We start from the raw sequence: 15,083 nt of genomic DNA, 5'->3' as shown, positions 1-15,083 counted from the left end.
CGAGAAGCCCCCACTTCAAGCGACCCGCAAGGGTGGTAAGTGGAGGGTAGTTCACCATATAGAGAATTAATATAAATAGAGCCTGATTATGAACGTAACATTGCTACAAAACGGTACTCGGCTCAATATTGCTCGGGGGTATCTCAGTATGGTGGCTGTCGATAATTTTCTAAAGAGGATCAATCATCAACCGGTTGTTCGAATTTTAGTTCCGAACGAACCGGTCACTGTTCTGATTCGGAACCGAAAAGACGCTTGTTATCTCATTTTTTCTAAAGACAAGGTTGAATTCATAAAGGAATATAATGGTGAAATAGATTGTGAGTTGTCAGGAGAGGAAAAGATGATTCAATCTATCCTTGATGGAAAAATACGGCTGCAAGAAGCAATAAAGTTACGTCATGTTCAAATTGAATGTAATTACCGAACAATGCTTTTGCTTGAATCATTTTTCTGGCTCCAACGGGTAGAAGGATAAGGAATCAATCATCGGGTTCGCGGGAATTAACGGCTAGAACGGGTGAGACTCTTGGATAAATACATCTATTATTGGTGGATATCACCGAAAAAGCCCGTATTTCAAAAAAATGAACACCGCAAGTACCGAGTTTTGGGGTTACCGAAAAAATTTAGTTGGAAATTTTTCATTAGTATATAAAAAAATCTTTATTGACTCAACTATTTTTTAATGATAATATGAATCTTATATTAAATAAAATAAATACTAGCGTCTAACTCTTATCAAGAGAGGTGGAGGGATGTGCCCGATGAAGCCCGGCAACCGTCAATTTTTTATTGAAATGGTGCCAATTCACACAAAGTTTAAAGACTTTGAGAGATAAGAGAAAGGACATTCGATTATATTCGCGTGCCTTTCTACTTATCAGTGTAGGAAGGCTTTTATTTTTAAACAAGAAATAAAATAATTCGTCTCACATTTTGATCATTTCCTACAAAAAGGAGAAGTTTAGACTGAAGGAGGGTGTGAAATGATCAATGTACAAAATATCACGAAAGTTTTCACAACCAAATCCGGGCCATTAACGGCTGTAAATCATGTGAATTTTACGATAGATGAGGGAGAAATCTTTGGAATCATCGGTTATAGCGGTGCCGGGAAAAGCACATTGATCCGTATGTTCAATGGACTGGAAACACCTACGGAAGGTTCACTCACCATTGCCGATAAAGATATTACAAATATTCGCGGGAAAGAATTACGCTTGGCCCGTCGAGAAATTGGTATGATTTTCCAACATTTCAATCTTCTCTGGTCGAGAACGGTACGCGGTAATATATCATTCCCACTGGAAATTGCAGGTGTTCCAAAGGCTTTAAGGGAAAAACGGGTAGAGAATTTAATTAAACTTGTCGGCTTAGAGGGTAGAGAAGATGCTTACCCATCCCAACTAAGCGGCGGTCAAAAACAAAGGGTCGGCATTGCCCGGGCACTCGCTAATAATCCAAAAGTATTATTATGTGATGAAGCAACATCAGCACTTGACCCGCAAACGACGGACGCAATTCTTGATCTGCTTGTGGATATTAACAGGAAATTAGGTTTAACGATTATTTTAATTACCCATGAAATGCATGTCATTCGAAAAATCTGTCATCGTGTGGCCGTCATGGACAGTGGAAAAATTGTTGAAATTGCACCTGTTCTTGATATATTCCGACATCCAAAAGAAGAAATTACAAAACGCTTTATTGGTCAGGTGACAGAACCGGAAGAAACGAAAGAGACAATTGACCATTTATTAGAGAAATATCCGGACGGGAAAATTGCAAAATTATCGTTTATCGGTGATGTAGCTGAACAAGCGATAATTACACGATTAATAAGAGAGCTGCCGGTTACTGTTAATATTTTGCAAGGAAAAGTATCACAAACAAGAAACGGTGCCTATGGAACTTTATTTATCCGTATTGAAGGAAATCCGAGTGATATTGAGGCGGCAATCGACTTCCTAAACAAAAATCAAGTCGGGGTGGAGGTGGTACAAAATGATTGAAACACTCTTCCCGAATGTTGATTGGGAAAAAGCCTGGGAAAAGACGGTTGAAACTTTATATATGACCGGGATCTCTCTTGTTTGGATTTTCATTATCGGTATTATTTTAGGATTATTACTGTTTTTAACATCAGAAGGAAATTTATGGCAAAATAAATTCATTAATTGGATCATCTCAGCAGTTATCAACATCTTTCGGTCCATTCCGTTTGTTATATTGATTGTTTTACTTATTCCGTTCACGAGGGTATTAGTAGGCACCATGATCGGTATGGAAGCGGCATTACCGGCTTTAATCATTGGTTCCGCACCATTTTATGCAAGAATGGTTGAAATTGGCTTAAGGGAAATTGATAAAGGAGTCATTGAAGCTGCAAAAGCGATGGGGGCCAAGACAAGTACCATTATTTTTAAAGTATTGCTTCCGGAATCAATGCCTGCGATTATCTCCGGAATTACAGTTACAGCGATTGCGTTAGTCGGTTACACTGCGATAGCCGGTGTCATCGGAGCTGGCGGCTTAGGTGATTATGCCTATTTAGATGGATTTTCTCGTAATCAAAATGATGTAACTTTATTTGCAACACTATTAATCTTAATTATCGTATTTATCATCCAATTTATTGGAGATATAATAACAAAAAAAATTGATAAAAGATAAATGAGGGGGAAACCAAAATGAAAAAATTACTTACATTATTGTTCAGTACAATTCTTGTTTTCACTCTGGCAGCTTGCGGAGGGAATAATGACAAAACAGCCGGTGAAAGTGACGGAGACAGTGGAAAGGATACAAAAACATTAGTCATTGGTGCAACGAACGAACCACATGCGGTAATTTTGGAAAAAGCAAAGCCGATTTTAGCTAAACAAGGGATTGATTTGAAAATTAAAACATTCAGTAAGTATGAATTAATTAATCCGGCATTAAAAGATAAAGATCTGGATGCAAACTTTTTCCAACATATTCCTTACTTAGAAGCACAAAATAAAGAATTTAACTATGATTTCGTCAATGCAGGCGGGATTCATATTGAACCAATTGGAATCTATTCCAAAAAATATAAATCATTAGATGAGGTTAAAGATGGGGCTACTGTCATAATGAGCAGCAATGTTCCTGATCATGGTCGTATCCTTACATTGTTTGAAGCAAAAGGATTAATTACATTAAAGGATGGAATTGATAAAACAGAAGCAACCCTTGATGATATTGCGAGCAATCCGAAAAACTTGAAATTCGAATATGACTATGCACCGGATATGCTACCGACAATTTATAATAACGGTGAAGGTGATCTGGTCGTTATCAATTCCAACTATGCGCTTGATGCTGGATTAAATCCGGTTAAAGACAGTATTGCAATTGAAGACAGTGAATCTCCTTATGTAAATGTCATTGCAGTAAGAAAAGGTGATGAAAACAGAGAAGAAATTAAAGCTTTGGTAGATGTATTGCACTCTGATGAAATTCAACAATTTATACTTGATGAATGGGGCGGTTCTGTCGTTCCGGTCGACGGGGAATAAAAAGGAATCAAATAAACTTTTGATTAGGTATAAGTACAAATAATTTGGACAGAAACTAAATGTAAAGTGAGCAATTGGTTCATCGTTTGTAAATTGAAAATATTGGGTATAAAATGAGAGGGTCGGAATGTTTTCCGGTCCTTTCTTAATAAATCCCCACGAAAATCCCCTTATCATTTATCCCAATTGATTCTCATTATCTGTAAAAAGGTATATAATAAATTTATATATACAATAAGTACTCAATCAGTTGATTCTAATTTGAATTTGCTATAAAATTAGAATGATAATAAATTGAGAATAACATCTTATATATAAATGGAGGTTAGCAAAATGGCAGGATCAACATTAGTCATTAAAGATTTACATGTAGCAATTGAAGATAAAGAGATTATCAAAGGACTTGATTTAGAAATAAAACCCGGTGAATTTCATGCGGTCATGGGGCCGAACGGTGCAGGTAAATCAACGTTAGCTTCAGCCATTATGGGCCATCCTAAATATGAAATTACAAGCGGTACTGTTACAATGGATGGAAAAGATGTTCTTGAAATGGAAGTCGATGAACGAGCAAAAGCAGGCTTATTCTTAGCAATGCAATACCCAAGTGAAATTAGCGGGGTGACAAATGCAGACTTTTTACGTTCAGCGATTAATGCAAAACGCGAAGAAGGTAATGAAATTCCGTTAATGCAATTTATAAAAAAACTAGATAAAACAATGGAGTATTTAGAAATGGATTTAAATATGGCTCAACGTTATTTAAATGAAGGGTTTTCAGGCGGGGAGAAAAAGCGTAACGAAATTCTTCAATTAATGATGCTTGAACCAAGTATTGCCATTTTGGATGAAATTGACTCCGGTCTTGATATTGATGCGCTAAAAGTTGTATCAAAAGGGATTAATGCGATGCGCAGCAATGACTTTAGTTGCTTAATTATTACACACTACCAACGTTTGTTGAACTATATTACTCCTGACTTCGTGCATGTGATGATACAAGGAAGAATTGTTAAATCAGGCGGCCCTGAATTAGCTCAACGTCTGGAAGCAGAAGGTTATGACTGGATTAAAAAAGAGCTTGGTATCGAGGACGAAATAGAAGTCGGATAATAAAGAATTGCCATAGTTAGGAGGATAAACATGACTACACAAGTACAATATCCATTCGATCAAGCCCTGATTGAATCATTTTCTGTACAAAATAACGAGCCTGATTGGTTTAAAAATTTACGTCTCGCTGCATTGGAAAAAATTGACGTATTACCGTTGCCTAATCCGGACCGGACAAAAATCGATAAATGGAATTTTACTCACTTTCAACAACACGCTCAGGCAAGCTCTGTCTATACGAATGTCGATGATCTTCCTGAACAAGTGAAGTCGTTGATTAATGTTGAAGGTGGTGTAAAAAATCTTTATGTTCAACATAACCAAACGGCCGGTTTTGTTTCTTTATCGGACGAATTGAAACAAAAAGGGGTTATTTTTACTGATCTATTAACCGCAGTTAAGGAACATGGAGATCTTGTTCAGAAATATTTTATGACGAATGCTGTGAAAGTTGACGAAAATCGGTTAACTGCTTTCCATACGGCTTTAGTAAACGGCGGAGCATTTCTTTATATTCCGCAAAACGTTCAAATCAATGAGCCGATCCAAACCATTTTTGTCCATGATAATGCGGATGCCCCACTGATTAACCATGTGTTAATTGTTGCGGATAAAAATAGTGCAGTAACCTATGTGGAAAATTATTTTTCATTAAATGATGAATTGGAGGGCATTGCCAATATCATTACAGAAGTGATTGCACAGGATAATGCCAATGTAAAATTTGGTGCAGTTGATACGTTGGCAAAAGGAGTCACCACCTATGTCAACCGACGCGGTTATGCTTGGCGGGATGCTCGAATCGAATGGGCTTTAGGATTAATGAATGACGGGAATACGATTTCTGATAATACGACCAATTTACATGGTGACGGTTCCTTTGCTGACACAAAAACAGTTGTTGTTGGTCGTGGGAAACAAATTCAAAACTTTACAACAAGAGTTATCCATCATGGAAAAGGTACGGAAGGATTCATTTTAAAACATGGTGTGGTTAAAGATAATGCCACCACAGTGTTTAATGGAATTGGCAAAATTGAACATGGCGCTTCAAAATCCAACGCCGAACAAGAGACGCGTGTCCTTATGCTAAGTGATAAAGCACGCGGAGACGCAAATCCGATTTTGTTAATTGATGAAGATGATGTTATGGCAGGTCATGCTGCTTCGGTCGGCAGGGTTGATCCGACTCAACTTTATTATTTAATGAGCCGTGGCATTTCGAAAGCCGAAGCAGAACGATTGATTATATACGGCTTCTTGGCACCTGTTGTCAACCAATTGCCGGTTGAAGGGGTAAAAAAACAGTTAACAGAAGTTATTGAAAGGAAAGTAAAATGATGGATATCGAACGAATTCGTAAAGATTTTCCGATTTTGCACCAAAATGTCAATAATCATCCCCTTGTCTATCTGGACAGTGCGGCTACTTCGCAAAAGCCGGTATCGGTGATTGAAACATTAAATCAATATTATCGCGAATATAATTCCAATGTTCACAGAGGGGTTCATACACTTGGAACAAAAGCGACGGATGCTTACGAAGGTGCACGGGAAAAGGTAAAAAATTTCATAAATGCGAAGTCAACGAAGGAAGTCATCTTTACGAGAGGTACGACAACATCCATCAACCTTGTGGCAACTAGTTTCGGACGGGAAAATGTGAAAGAAGGTGATGAGATTGTGCTCACTTATATGGAACATCACAGCAATCTCATCCCTTGGCAGCAAGTGGCCAAAAAGACGGGAGCTACGCTAAAATATTTTCCGCTTCAAGAAGATGGTACGCTTTCTTTAGAAGAGGTTCGTCATACCATTTCGGAAAAGACAAAAATCGTCGCCATTACCTATGTCTCCAATGTTTTGGGTACAATAAATCCGATTAAGGAAATTGTTGAAATCGCCCATAGTAAAGGGGCCGTTGTTGTCGTGGATGGTGCCCAAAGTACACCTCATTTAAAAGTAGATGTCCAAGATTTGGATTGTGATTTTTATGCTTTTTCCGGGCATAAAATGTGCGGTCCGACGGGAATCGGTGTATTATATGGAAAAGAACATTTATTGGAACAAATGGAACCGGTCGAGTTCGGCGGAGAAATGATTGATTTTGTTGAATTGTATGATTCAACATGGAAGGAATTACCGTGGAAATTTGAAGGCGGCACCCCGACTATTGCCGGTGCGATTGGTCTGGGGGCAGCAATTGATTACTTAGAGTCCATTGGAATGAATGAGATTCAAAACCACGAACATCAACTTGCCGAATATGCGATCGATAAATTATCCGAAATCGACGGGTTGGCGATTTATGGTCCAAAAGAAATAAGTAAACGTGCCGGAGTTGTAACATTTAACATTGATGGTGTTCATCCCCATGATGTTGCGACAGTCCTTGATACAGAAGGAATTGCCGTTCGGGCGGGACATCATTGTGCTCAACCGTTAATGAAATGGTTGAATGTAACGGCGACTGCACGGGCAAGCTTTTATTTATATAATACAAAAGAAGATGTGGATCGGTTGGCTATGGGGCTCGTCAAAGCAAAGGAGTTTTTCAGTGATGTCTTTTGAACAATTAGACGCGTTATACCGCCGTGTGATTATGGATCACTATAAAAAGCCTCGGAATAAAGGGGTTTTACCGGATGGAAATGTAACGATTGACATGAATAATCCGACATGTGGTGATCGTATTCGCTTAACAATGAAAGAAAAGGACGGCATTATTGAAGATGTAAAATTTGAAGGAGAAGGTTGTTCCATCTCCATGGCTTCTGCCTCAATGATGACTCAGCTTATAAAAGGAAAAGATATCAATACCGCCCTTAAATTATCCCGTATTTTTTCATTAATGGTCCAAGGAAAAGACTATGATGATGAACAGTTGGATTTAGGTGATATCGAAGCATTACATGGTATTTCCAAATTTCCGGCACGAATTAAATGTGCGACACTTGCCTGGAAAGCAATGGAAAAAGGATTACTTTCGACTAATGAATAAGAGGCAAAAATTTTCGTAGGAAGCACAACGAAATTATCGGACGAATGGAGGAAGGAAGAATGGCAAAAAAAGCGCCTGAGATTGGCGATTACAAATATGGATTCCGCGATAAAGACGTTTCTGTTTTCCGAACAGAACGAGGATTGACACGGAAAGTCGTTGAAGAGATTTCAAAAATGAAAAATGAGCCGGAATGGATGCTTGAGTTCCGATTGAAAGCATTGGAACATTTTTATGCAAGACCAATGCCACAATGGGGTGGAGATTTATCCGAATTGAATTTTGATGAAATTACTTACTATGTCAAACCGTCCGAAAAACAAGGTCGTACTTGGGATGAAGTACCGGAAGAAATCAAGCGGACCTTTGATAAATTGGGTATCCCTGAGGCAGAACAAAAATATTTAGCGGGGGTGTCCGCCCAATATGAGTCTGAAGTTGTGTACCATAATATGAAGGAAGATTTGGAGAAAATGGGAATTATCTTCAAAGATACCGATTCAGCATTAAGAGAAAACGAAGATATTTTCCGTAAATATTTCGGAACAGTCGTCCCTTATACAGATAACAAATTTGCAGCTTTAAACTCTGCCGTTTGGTCGGGAGGTTCGTTTATTTATGTTCCACCAGGTGTAAAAGTAGATACACCGCTGCAAGCCTACTTCCGGATTAATTCGGAAAACATGGGTCAATTTGAACGTACGTTAATCATTGTTGATGAAGGGGCTTCCGTCCATTACGTAGAAGGATGTACAGCACCTGTTTACACAACAAACTCGCTTCACAGTGCCGTTGTAGAAATTATTATTAAAAAAGACGCATATTGCCGTTATACAACGATTCAAAACTGGGCAAATAACGTTTATAACTTAGTAACAAAACGGGCAGTTTGTGAAGAACGGGCAACAATGGAATGGATTGACGGCAATATCGGTTCGAAGTTGACTATGAAGTATCCTTCCGTGTTATTAAAAGGTGAAGGTGCACGAGGTATGACACTTTCCATTGCATTTGCAAGTAAGGGTCAACGCCAAGATGCCGGGGCAAAAATGTATCATTTAGCACCAAATACTTCTTCCACGATTGTTTCAAAATCCATCTCAAGACTCGGTGGAAATGTAACCTATCGTGGTCAAGTGCACTTCGGCCGTAAAGCAGATGGTGCCAAAGCCAATATTGAATGTGACACAATTATTATGGATAATCAATCAACTTCTGATACGATTCCATACAACGAAATCTTAAACGATAACATCTCTTTGGAACACGAAGCAAAAGTGTCGAAAGTGTCTGAAGACCAATTATTCTACTTGATGAGTAGAGGAATTTCTGAAGAAGAAGCGACAGAAATGATTGTTATGGGCTTTATTGAACCATTTACCAAAGAACTGCCAATGGAATATGCCGTTGAAATGAATCGATTGATCAAATTCGAGATGGAAGGCAGTATTGGGTAATTGGATTTATAAATGAAAGAAGCATTCGACTAAGTATTGTTTTACTTGGCCGGATGCTTTTTTGCGATTCACCAGTGCCCCCCTCTAATTCACCAGCGTCAACAGGAAAACGCAAAAAATTCTTTATTTCCCATATCCTTTTTCGTATTAAAATGATAATATATTAATTAAATAAATTATTGGTTTTATAATTGTATTATCAATTTTTATGTTATACTATATTTTATCAAATTATTATTTTTGTCAGAGAAAAGGAGAAATTATACGTGGGAAGAGTATACAATTTTTCAGCGGGTCCTGCACAACTACCGGTATCAGTTCTTGAACGGGCTCAGGAAGAATTATTGTCCTATCAAGAGAAGGGTATGTCCGTAATGGAAATGAGCCATCGTTCTTCTGATTTCAAAAAAATTATTGAGCGGACAGAAGAACTAATCAGGGAATTAATGGAAATACCTGAAACATACCGGGTGCTGTTTATTCAAGGGGGAGCATCATTACAATTTTCTATGGTTCCGTTAAATTTATTAAAGGACGGCGGACATGCCTACTATGTGAATACGGGGTCATGGTCAAAAAAAGCCCTTTCTGAGGCGAAAAAAATCGGAGAAGCAAAAATTTTGGCTTCCTCTGATGATCAGAATTTCACATACATTCCGGAGCTAGATTTACAACAAATTAATGAACAAACAGACTATGTGCATATTACAACAAATAACACAATTGAGGGTACTCGGTTTACAAAATTTCCAAATACCGGTCATGTTCCTTTGGTAGCTGATGCATCATCGAATATATTATCAGAACAATGGGATGTGTCAAAATTCGGTTTAATCTATGCCGGTGCTCAGAAAAATTTAGGTATATCGGGGTTGACCATTGTCATCATTCGTGAAGACTTGATTGGACATGCGAAAGCAGATATTCCAACCATGCTCAATTATGAAACATATACGAAAAATAATTCCTTATATAATACACCACCAACTTTTGCAATTTATATAACAATGCTTTTGATGGAATGGTTAAAAGAACAAGGTGGAGTCGCAGCCATAGAAGAAAGAAACAAAGAAAAAGCCAATCTTCTATATAAGGCAATAGAAGATTCCAAATTATTTTATTCAAACGTGAAAAGAGAAGACCGTTCATTAATGAATATTCCGTTTATGACGGATTCCGATGAACTGAATAAATTATTTGTAAAAGAAGCTGAACAAGAAGGATTACATCAATTAAAAGGTCACCGTTCCGTAGGGGGAATGCGTGCGAGCATCTACAACGCGATGCCAATTGAAGGTGTCAAGGCGTTAGTCGATTTCATGAATGAATTTGAGAGAAAACATATTTAAGGGGTTGAAAGCATGTATTCCATCCGCACATATAATTCAATTGCCAAAAGAGGTCTTGATGTTTTTACCGATAACTATGAAATAAATGCAAGTGATTATCCGGATGCCATTTTATTACGTAGCTATAACTTACATGAAGAAGTGATTCCCGAATCTGTCAAGGCAATTGCCCGGGCAGGTGCCGGTGTAAATAATATTCCTGTTGATCGTTTGACAGAGGAAGGGATAGTGGTCTTTAATACGCCCGGTGCCAATGCAAATGCGGTGAAAGAATTATTACTTATGAGTTTAATAGCAACTTCCAGGCATTTAGTGGAAGCTGTTAGCTGGACGAAATCATTAATTGGTGAGAGAGAAAATGTTCCAAAGCTTGTTGAAAACGGGAAAAAGCAATTTGTAGGAACGGAGATTTCCGGGAAGAAACTTGGTGTGATTGGTGTTGGAAAAGTTGGCGTGCTTGTTGCTAATGATGCACATGCATTAGGAATGGAGGTTATGGTTTATGACCCGTTCATTTCGGTTAATGCTGCTTGGCAATTATCGCGAAATATAAAGAGAGCGGAAAGTGTCAATGAAATTTTCCAATCATGTGACTACATTACCATCCATGTACCTTTGACATCAGAAACAAAAGGGATGCTTAACCAAAATGCTTTCGAAATCATGCAAAATCATGTGCATATTTTTAATTTTTCCCGGGGTGAGTTAGTAAACGAAGACGACTTGGAGATCGCTCTTCAAGAAAGGAAAATCGCCGGCTATATAACCGATTTTCCGACAGAAAGAATTTTACAAATGAAAAATGTTGTCGCACTTCCTCATTTAGGTGCTTCAACGACGGAAGCCGAAGAAAATTGTGCCTATATGGCTGCCAACCAAATTAAGGAATATTTAGAAACCGGCAATATTCAAAACTCTGTTAATTTCCCAAACATCAGCATGCCGTATGTCGGGAATAAGAGACTTTCGATTATTCATAAAAACATACCGAATATGGTCGGTCAAATTACGAGTTATCTTGCTAATCATTCGATCAATATTGCAAATATGGTTAATGGCAGTAAAGGAGCATTTGCCTATACGATGATTGATATTGATAATGGTATTCCAAGCGAAGTACGGAATGAACTAACGGTGAATATTAGCCGAATAAATGGTGTGATAAAAGTGAGGATTGTTTAATTGTAATTTGAATAGGTTTTTCGGCAGGGTGCAAAAACAAAGATAAATTTATCATTGCTTTTAATGGATATGTTTTCGGCAGGGAAGGGAATGCGAACGGTAAATTGGAAATTCTCTTCTCTTTTTTGTATGATACAAATTACCTAAACATGTACGAGGTGGATATTCACATACTAAAATGATAGAATTTAAGTAAGAGCAGGCCTCTTTCAGCCTCAAAAAATGCTAAACATTGAGGGACATAAGATGAATGAAAAGATTATAATTTATCATACGAATGACTTACACAGTCATTTTCAATATTGGCCAAGAATCCGCCAAAAACTATTAAAGCAAAAGAAAATCCATAAAGAGTTGCATGAATCAATGTTTTTATTTGATATCGGTGACCACTTAGACCGGTTCCACCCATTTACAGAAGCAACTTTAGGGAAAGGGAATGTTCGCCTGCTCAATGAGGTTGGTTTTCATGCTGTTACCATTGGCAATAATGAAGGCATTACCTTATCACATCAAGATTTACTCCACCTTTATGATGAAGCACAATTTGATTGCATCGTCGCCAACTTATATAATAATGAAGGAAACAGACCACATTGGGCGAAACCATATACCATTTATGAAACCTTGCAGAAAACGAAAATCGGTGTCATTGGTGTAACGATTAACTTTACTAATTTTTATGAACCACTGGACTGGGTGGTAACGAATCCATTTGCAGAGTTGGAAAAGTGGATTCCGATTGTGCGGGAAAAAGTGGATGTTTTAATCATACTATCCCATTTAGGTCTGTCTGATGATGAAAGGATTGCCGAACAATTTCCACAAGTCGATGTTATTTTAGGTGCGCATACTCATCATATTTTGTCTGAAGGGAAATGGGTTAATGGTTGTTTGTTATGTTGTACCGGTAAATTTGGCCTAAACTTAGGTAAAGTAGAATTATTGCTAAATCATGAAAAGAAAACGATCAAAAAAAGGGCTGAACTAATCCCGTCAAGAAATTTGGATAAAGAAGATCAGGAAGAAGATTTTGACCAAAGATTGATTGAAGAAGGAAAGGAACTTCTGTCTAGTCCGGTTGCCTATTTACCAAAACAACTGGAAACAGACTGGTTTCATCATACAGAATTGAATCAATTGTTATGTGCGTCCTTAACAGAATGGTGTGAGGCAGATTGTTCCTTTCTTAATGCAGGTGTTCTGTTAGATCATTTAGGTCCGGGCATAGTGACCGATTATGATATTCATCGGATCTGTCCGCATCCGATTAACCCGTGTACTGTGCGATTAACCGGTGCTGAATTAAAAGAAGTCATCGTCCAAACGGTAGATGATAAATATACAACTTTAGAAATTAAAGGATTTGGTTTTCGCGGGAGTATTTTTGGGAAAATCATTTATGATCAAATTGAAATCAGCGGTCAAGGATCAGCGATAAAAATCCAAATTAATGGTGAAGAACTTCAAATGGAGCGAAATTATACGGTTGCCACATTGGATATGTTTACATTTGCCCGCTTTTATCCGGAAATTACCCGGGCTGAAAAAAAATATTACTTACCGGAATTTTTAAGAGACCTGCTCAGATGGAAACTAAAGTGTAATTATCCGGTAAAGAGCGAATACTAACCGGTTATATCTGCACATATCGTCCCTATTTTCATAATGTAATATGGAAAGGGGCGAATAAAATGATTGATATCAAACCTTTAACAATAGAAAATCGGACTTTTATTGCGGTTGTCGTAAAGTTGCCAAAAACAACATTATTGGTTGTCACAAGTGAGAAAGGTTATATTATGTGTGGTGCTTTAGATGTTCACTTGCTTAATAATCGTTTAAAGGATCGGAAAATCATCGCCGCCAGAGCAGTTGGTGTTAAAACGATTGATGAATTGTTAAATGCGCCACTGGAATCTGTAACAGAGGAAGCGGAAAGCCGGGGAATTAAAAAGGGAATGATTGGGAAGGAAGCACTACTATTCATGTAAAATATTTTAAAAATAAGCGTTAAATCCCCCTTCACAAGCATAAGTATAATTTGTAAGGGGGGATTTATTATTGGTAAAATTTCGCCGATATCCACGACGTTCTCTGTTTTTTCGAACATTTAGGCCATATAAAGTATATAAACCTTATAAACCGATAAAACCGAAACCACTCCCGTTTCGCTATGTTGTTTTACTATCCTTTGTCTTTTTTCTATTATCAACATCACTGGGATTATGGATAGTCAACAGTGCCTTAAAGCCAACACTTATGGCGTACGCAGAATCACAATCAATCAATTTGGCTACATATATTATAAATAAATCAATCAGGCAAGAAATTGATAACGGACTCGATTTAAATGACATTATTAAAGTAGATCCGTACGGCAATTCAACATTAACTTCTTTTAATATGGGAAAAATAGAAGATACAGCAAATCGGATCACAAATCAAATTTTAAAAAATATTAATTCAATGGAGCATATGGATGGGTTTTCGCCGGCCGTTGCGACAGATGGGGAAATTAAAGAAGTTGAACCAAGTGCTGCGGGTGGGATTCAATTTAAGGTTCCTTTTGGTAGAATTACAGATCATATTTTATTGGCAAATTTAGGACCTGATATTCCGGTTCAATTTAAAGCCATCGGTGATATTGAAACGAATATTGAGACAACGACAAAAGAACATCAAATTAATAGTACATGGTTTGAAATCCGCCTCCATATTAAAGTCGGCATCCAAATGCTTGTACCATTTACATCGGAAATGAAAATGATTGAGCGAAATGTACTATTAGCTTCAGGTGAAATGAAAGGTGATGTCCCGCAGTTTTATAATAGCGGCGGCGGACAACTGACACCTTCGATTGTGTTGCCTGAGGAGAAGGAAAAAAAGGATAAAAAGGAATAAAGATACCTTGTCGTTTCAAATAACCAAAGACATGAAATTTTTTAATCGGTAAAAATAATAAGTCCCCAAATATAGCGAGTAGTCAAAAGTGTTAACTTATCTCATTAATTGTTTACATATTTATTTTTCATTTGATATAATAACAGTATCCATTGGCATATTCGCTATAGTTCTTAAAACGGCATTGTCCTCACTGACCGTTCAAAGGAGAGTCCAAAATGGAAGTTTACGGGGCTTTAGTAGATGGCGAAACGAGATGTACTCACTATCATTCAGAAAAAGATATTATTGCCATCAAATTCAAATGTTGCAATCAATATTATCCGTGTTACCGGTGCCATAACGAATTTACCGATCATGTATGTGAAAGATGGAAAAGAGAGGAGTTCGGAACAAAAGCCGTTCTTTGCGGGCATTGCAAAGAAGAACTAACGATCCGGGCGTATTTAGATTCTCCTGCCTGTCCATCTTGTCATCATCCCTTTAACGAGAAATGTGCGCTACATTATCATCTTTATTTTGAAATGTAGACG

The 15,083-nt window shown here is 37.6% G+C and carries 15 protein-coding genes and 1 riboswitch; all 15 genes read left to right on the top strand.

What is annotated here, in order from left to right:
* Positions 1–148: 148 nt before the first annotated feature.
* Complete coding sequence (locus LIZ98_RS08270) at positions 149–478, top strand: SCP2 sterol-binding domain-containing protein (RefSeq protein WP_034772172.1); 330 nt, start codon at positions 149–151, stop codon at positions 476–478.
* A gap of 257 nt (positions 479–735) precedes the next feature.
* A riboswitch (SAM riboswitch) is annotated at positions 736–845 on the top strand.
* A 144-nt stretch (positions 846–989) separates the two neighbouring features.
* Entirely contained in the window at positions 990–2,015 is a 1,026-nt protein-coding gene (locus LIZ98_RS08265; protein WP_227139363.1) for a methionine ABC transporter ATP-binding protein, read from the top strand.
* Positions 2,008–2,676: a methionine ABC transporter permease gene (locus tag LIZ98_RS08260; protein ID WP_108898567.1), complete on the top strand. Its 669-nt coding sequence runs from the start codon at positions 2,008–2,010 to the stop codon at positions 2,674–2,676. The genes LIZ98_RS08265 and LIZ98_RS08260 overlap by 8 nt, the downstream gene beginning before the upstream one ends.
* Positions 2,677–2,693: 17 nt before the next feature.
* Positions 2,694–3,545, top strand: a complete 852-nt coding sequence (locus LIZ98_RS08255; RefSeq protein WP_227139364.1) for a MetQ/NlpA family ABC transporter substrate-binding protein — start codon at positions 2,694–2,696, stop codon at positions 3,543–3,545.
* 333 nt (positions 3,546–3,878) lie between these two features.
* Entirely contained in the window at positions 3,879–4,658 is a 780-nt protein-coding gene (gene sufC / locus LIZ98_RS08250) for a Fe-S cluster assembly ATPase SufC (protein ID WP_041846722.1), read from the top strand.
* Positions 4,659–4,688: 30 nt separating this feature from the next.
* Positions 4,689–5,999, top strand: a complete 1,311-nt coding sequence (sufD, locus tag LIZ98_RS08245) for a Fe-S cluster assembly protein SufD (RefSeq protein WP_034772151.1) — start codon at positions 4,689–4,691, stop codon at positions 5,997–5,999.
* Positions 5,999–7,228: a cysteine desulfurase gene (locus LIZ98_RS08240; protein WP_227139365.1), complete on the top strand. Its 1,230-nt coding sequence runs from the start codon at positions 5,999–6,001 to the stop codon at positions 7,226–7,228. Before sufD ends, LIZ98_RS08240 begins: the two co-directional genes overlap by 1 nt.
* On the top strand, positions 7,218–7,658 hold the full coding sequence (gene sufU / locus LIZ98_RS08235) for a Fe-S cluster assembly sulfur transfer protein SufU (RefSeq protein WP_227139366.1): 441 nt from the start codon (positions 7,218–7,220) through the stop codon (positions 7,656–7,658). Before LIZ98_RS08240 ends, sufU begins: the two co-directional genes overlap by 11 nt.
* Before the next feature lie 59 nt (positions 7,659–7,717).
* Positions 7,718–9,115: a Fe-S cluster assembly protein SufB gene (gene sufB, locus LIZ98_RS08230; protein ID WP_041846724.1), complete on the top strand. Its 1,398-nt coding sequence runs from the start codon at positions 7,718–7,720 to the stop codon at positions 9,113–9,115.
* Positions 9,116–9,381: 266 nt separating this feature from the next.
* Positions 9,382–10,464: a 3-phosphoserine/phosphohydroxythreonine transaminase gene (gene serC / locus LIZ98_RS08225; RefSeq protein ID WP_034772142.1), complete on the top strand. Its 1,083-nt coding sequence runs from the start codon at positions 9,382–9,384 to the stop codon at positions 10,462–10,464.
* A 12-nt stretch (positions 10,465–10,476) separates the two neighbouring features.
* The gene (locus LIZ98_RS08220) at positions 10,477–11,646 is read left to right on the top strand and encodes a phosphoglycerate dehydrogenase (RefSeq protein ID WP_041903549.1); all 1,170 of its coding nucleotides are present in this window, start codon (positions 10,477–10,479) and stop codon (positions 11,644–11,646) included.
* 246 nt (positions 11,647–11,892) lie between these two features.
* Positions 11,893–13,278 carry a bifunctional metallophosphatase/5'-nucleotidase gene (locus LIZ98_RS08215; RefSeq protein WP_227139367.1) on the top strand — a complete coding sequence of 462 codons (1,386 nt, stop codon included), beginning with the start codon at positions 11,893–11,895 and terminating at the stop codon, positions 13,276–13,278.
* 62 nt (positions 13,279–13,340) lie between these two features.
* On the top strand, positions 13,341–13,640 hold the full coding sequence (locus tag LIZ98_RS08210; protein WP_034772126.1) for a YunC family protein: 300 nt from the start codon (positions 13,341–13,343) through the stop codon (positions 13,638–13,640).
* A gap of 70 nt (positions 13,641–13,710) precedes the next feature.
* Positions 13,711–14,550, top strand: coding sequence for a sporulation protein YunB (gene yunB / locus LIZ98_RS08205; protein WP_227139368.1), 840 nt, complete (start codon positions 13,711–13,713; stop codon positions 14,548–14,550).
* 218 nt (positions 14,551–14,768) lie between these two features.
* Complete coding sequence (locus tag LIZ98_RS08200) at positions 14,769–15,080, top strand: CHY zinc finger protein (protein WP_227139369.1); 312 nt, start codon at positions 14,769–14,771, stop codon at positions 15,078–15,080.
* Positions 15,081–15,083 lie beyond the last annotated feature (3 nt).

This window comes from Caldibacillus sp. 210928-DFI.2.18 (assembly GCF_020554505.1).
Taxonomy (GTDB): domain Bacteria; phylum Bacillota; class Bacilli; order Bacillales; family Caldibacillaceae; genus Caldifermentibacillus; species Caldifermentibacillus hisashii.
The sequence above is the reverse complement of the archived record's forward strand: the minus strand, read 5'-3'. Positions and strand labels throughout refer to the sequence as shown.

Coding starts and splice junctions, on each gene's coding strand:
- LIZ98_RS08270 (WP_034772172.1), top strand. CDS start 149: ATGGTGGCTGTCGATAATTTTCTAAAGAGGATCAATCATCAACCGGTT.
- LIZ98_RS08265 (WP_227139363.1), top strand. CDS start 990: ATGATCAATGTACAAAATATCACGAAAGTTTTCACAACCAAATCCGGG.
- LIZ98_RS08260 (WP_108898567.1), top strand. CDS start 2,008: ATGATTGAAACACTCTTCCCGAATGTTGATTGGGAAAAAGCCTGGGAA.
- LIZ98_RS08255 (WP_227139364.1), top strand. CDS start 2,694: ATGAAAAAATTACTTACATTATTGTTCAGTACAATTCTTGTTTTCACT.
- sufC (WP_041846722.1), top strand. CDS start 3,879: ATGGCAGGATCAACATTAGTCATTAAAGATTTACATGTAGCAATTGAA.
- sufD (WP_034772151.1), top strand. CDS start 4,689: ATGACTACACAAGTACAATATCCATTCGATCAAGCCCTGATTGAATCA.
- LIZ98_RS08240 (WP_227139365.1), top strand. CDS start 5,999: ATGGATATCGAACGAATTCGTAAAGATTTTCCGATTTTGCACCAAAAT.
- sufU (WP_227139366.1), top strand. CDS start 7,218: ATGTCTTTTGAACAATTAGACGCGTTATACCGCCGTGTGATTATGGAT.
- sufB (WP_041846724.1), top strand. CDS start 7,718: ATGGCAAAAAAAGCGCCTGAGATTGGCGATTACAAATATGGATTCCGC.
- LIZ98_RS08220 (WP_041903549.1), top strand. CDS start 10,477: ATGTATTCCATCCGCACATATAATTCAATTGCCAAAAGAGGTCTTGAT.
- LIZ98_RS08215 (WP_227139367.1), top strand. CDS start 11,893: ATGAATGAAAAGATTATAATTTATCATACGAATGACTTACACAGTCAT.
- LIZ98_RS08210 (WP_034772126.1), top strand. CDS start 13,341: ATGATTGATATCAAACCTTTAACAATAGAAAATCGGACTTTTATTGCG.
- LIZ98_RS08200 (WP_227139369.1), top strand. CDS start 14,769: ATGGAAGTTTACGGGGCTTTAGTAGATGGCGAAACGAGATGTACTCAC.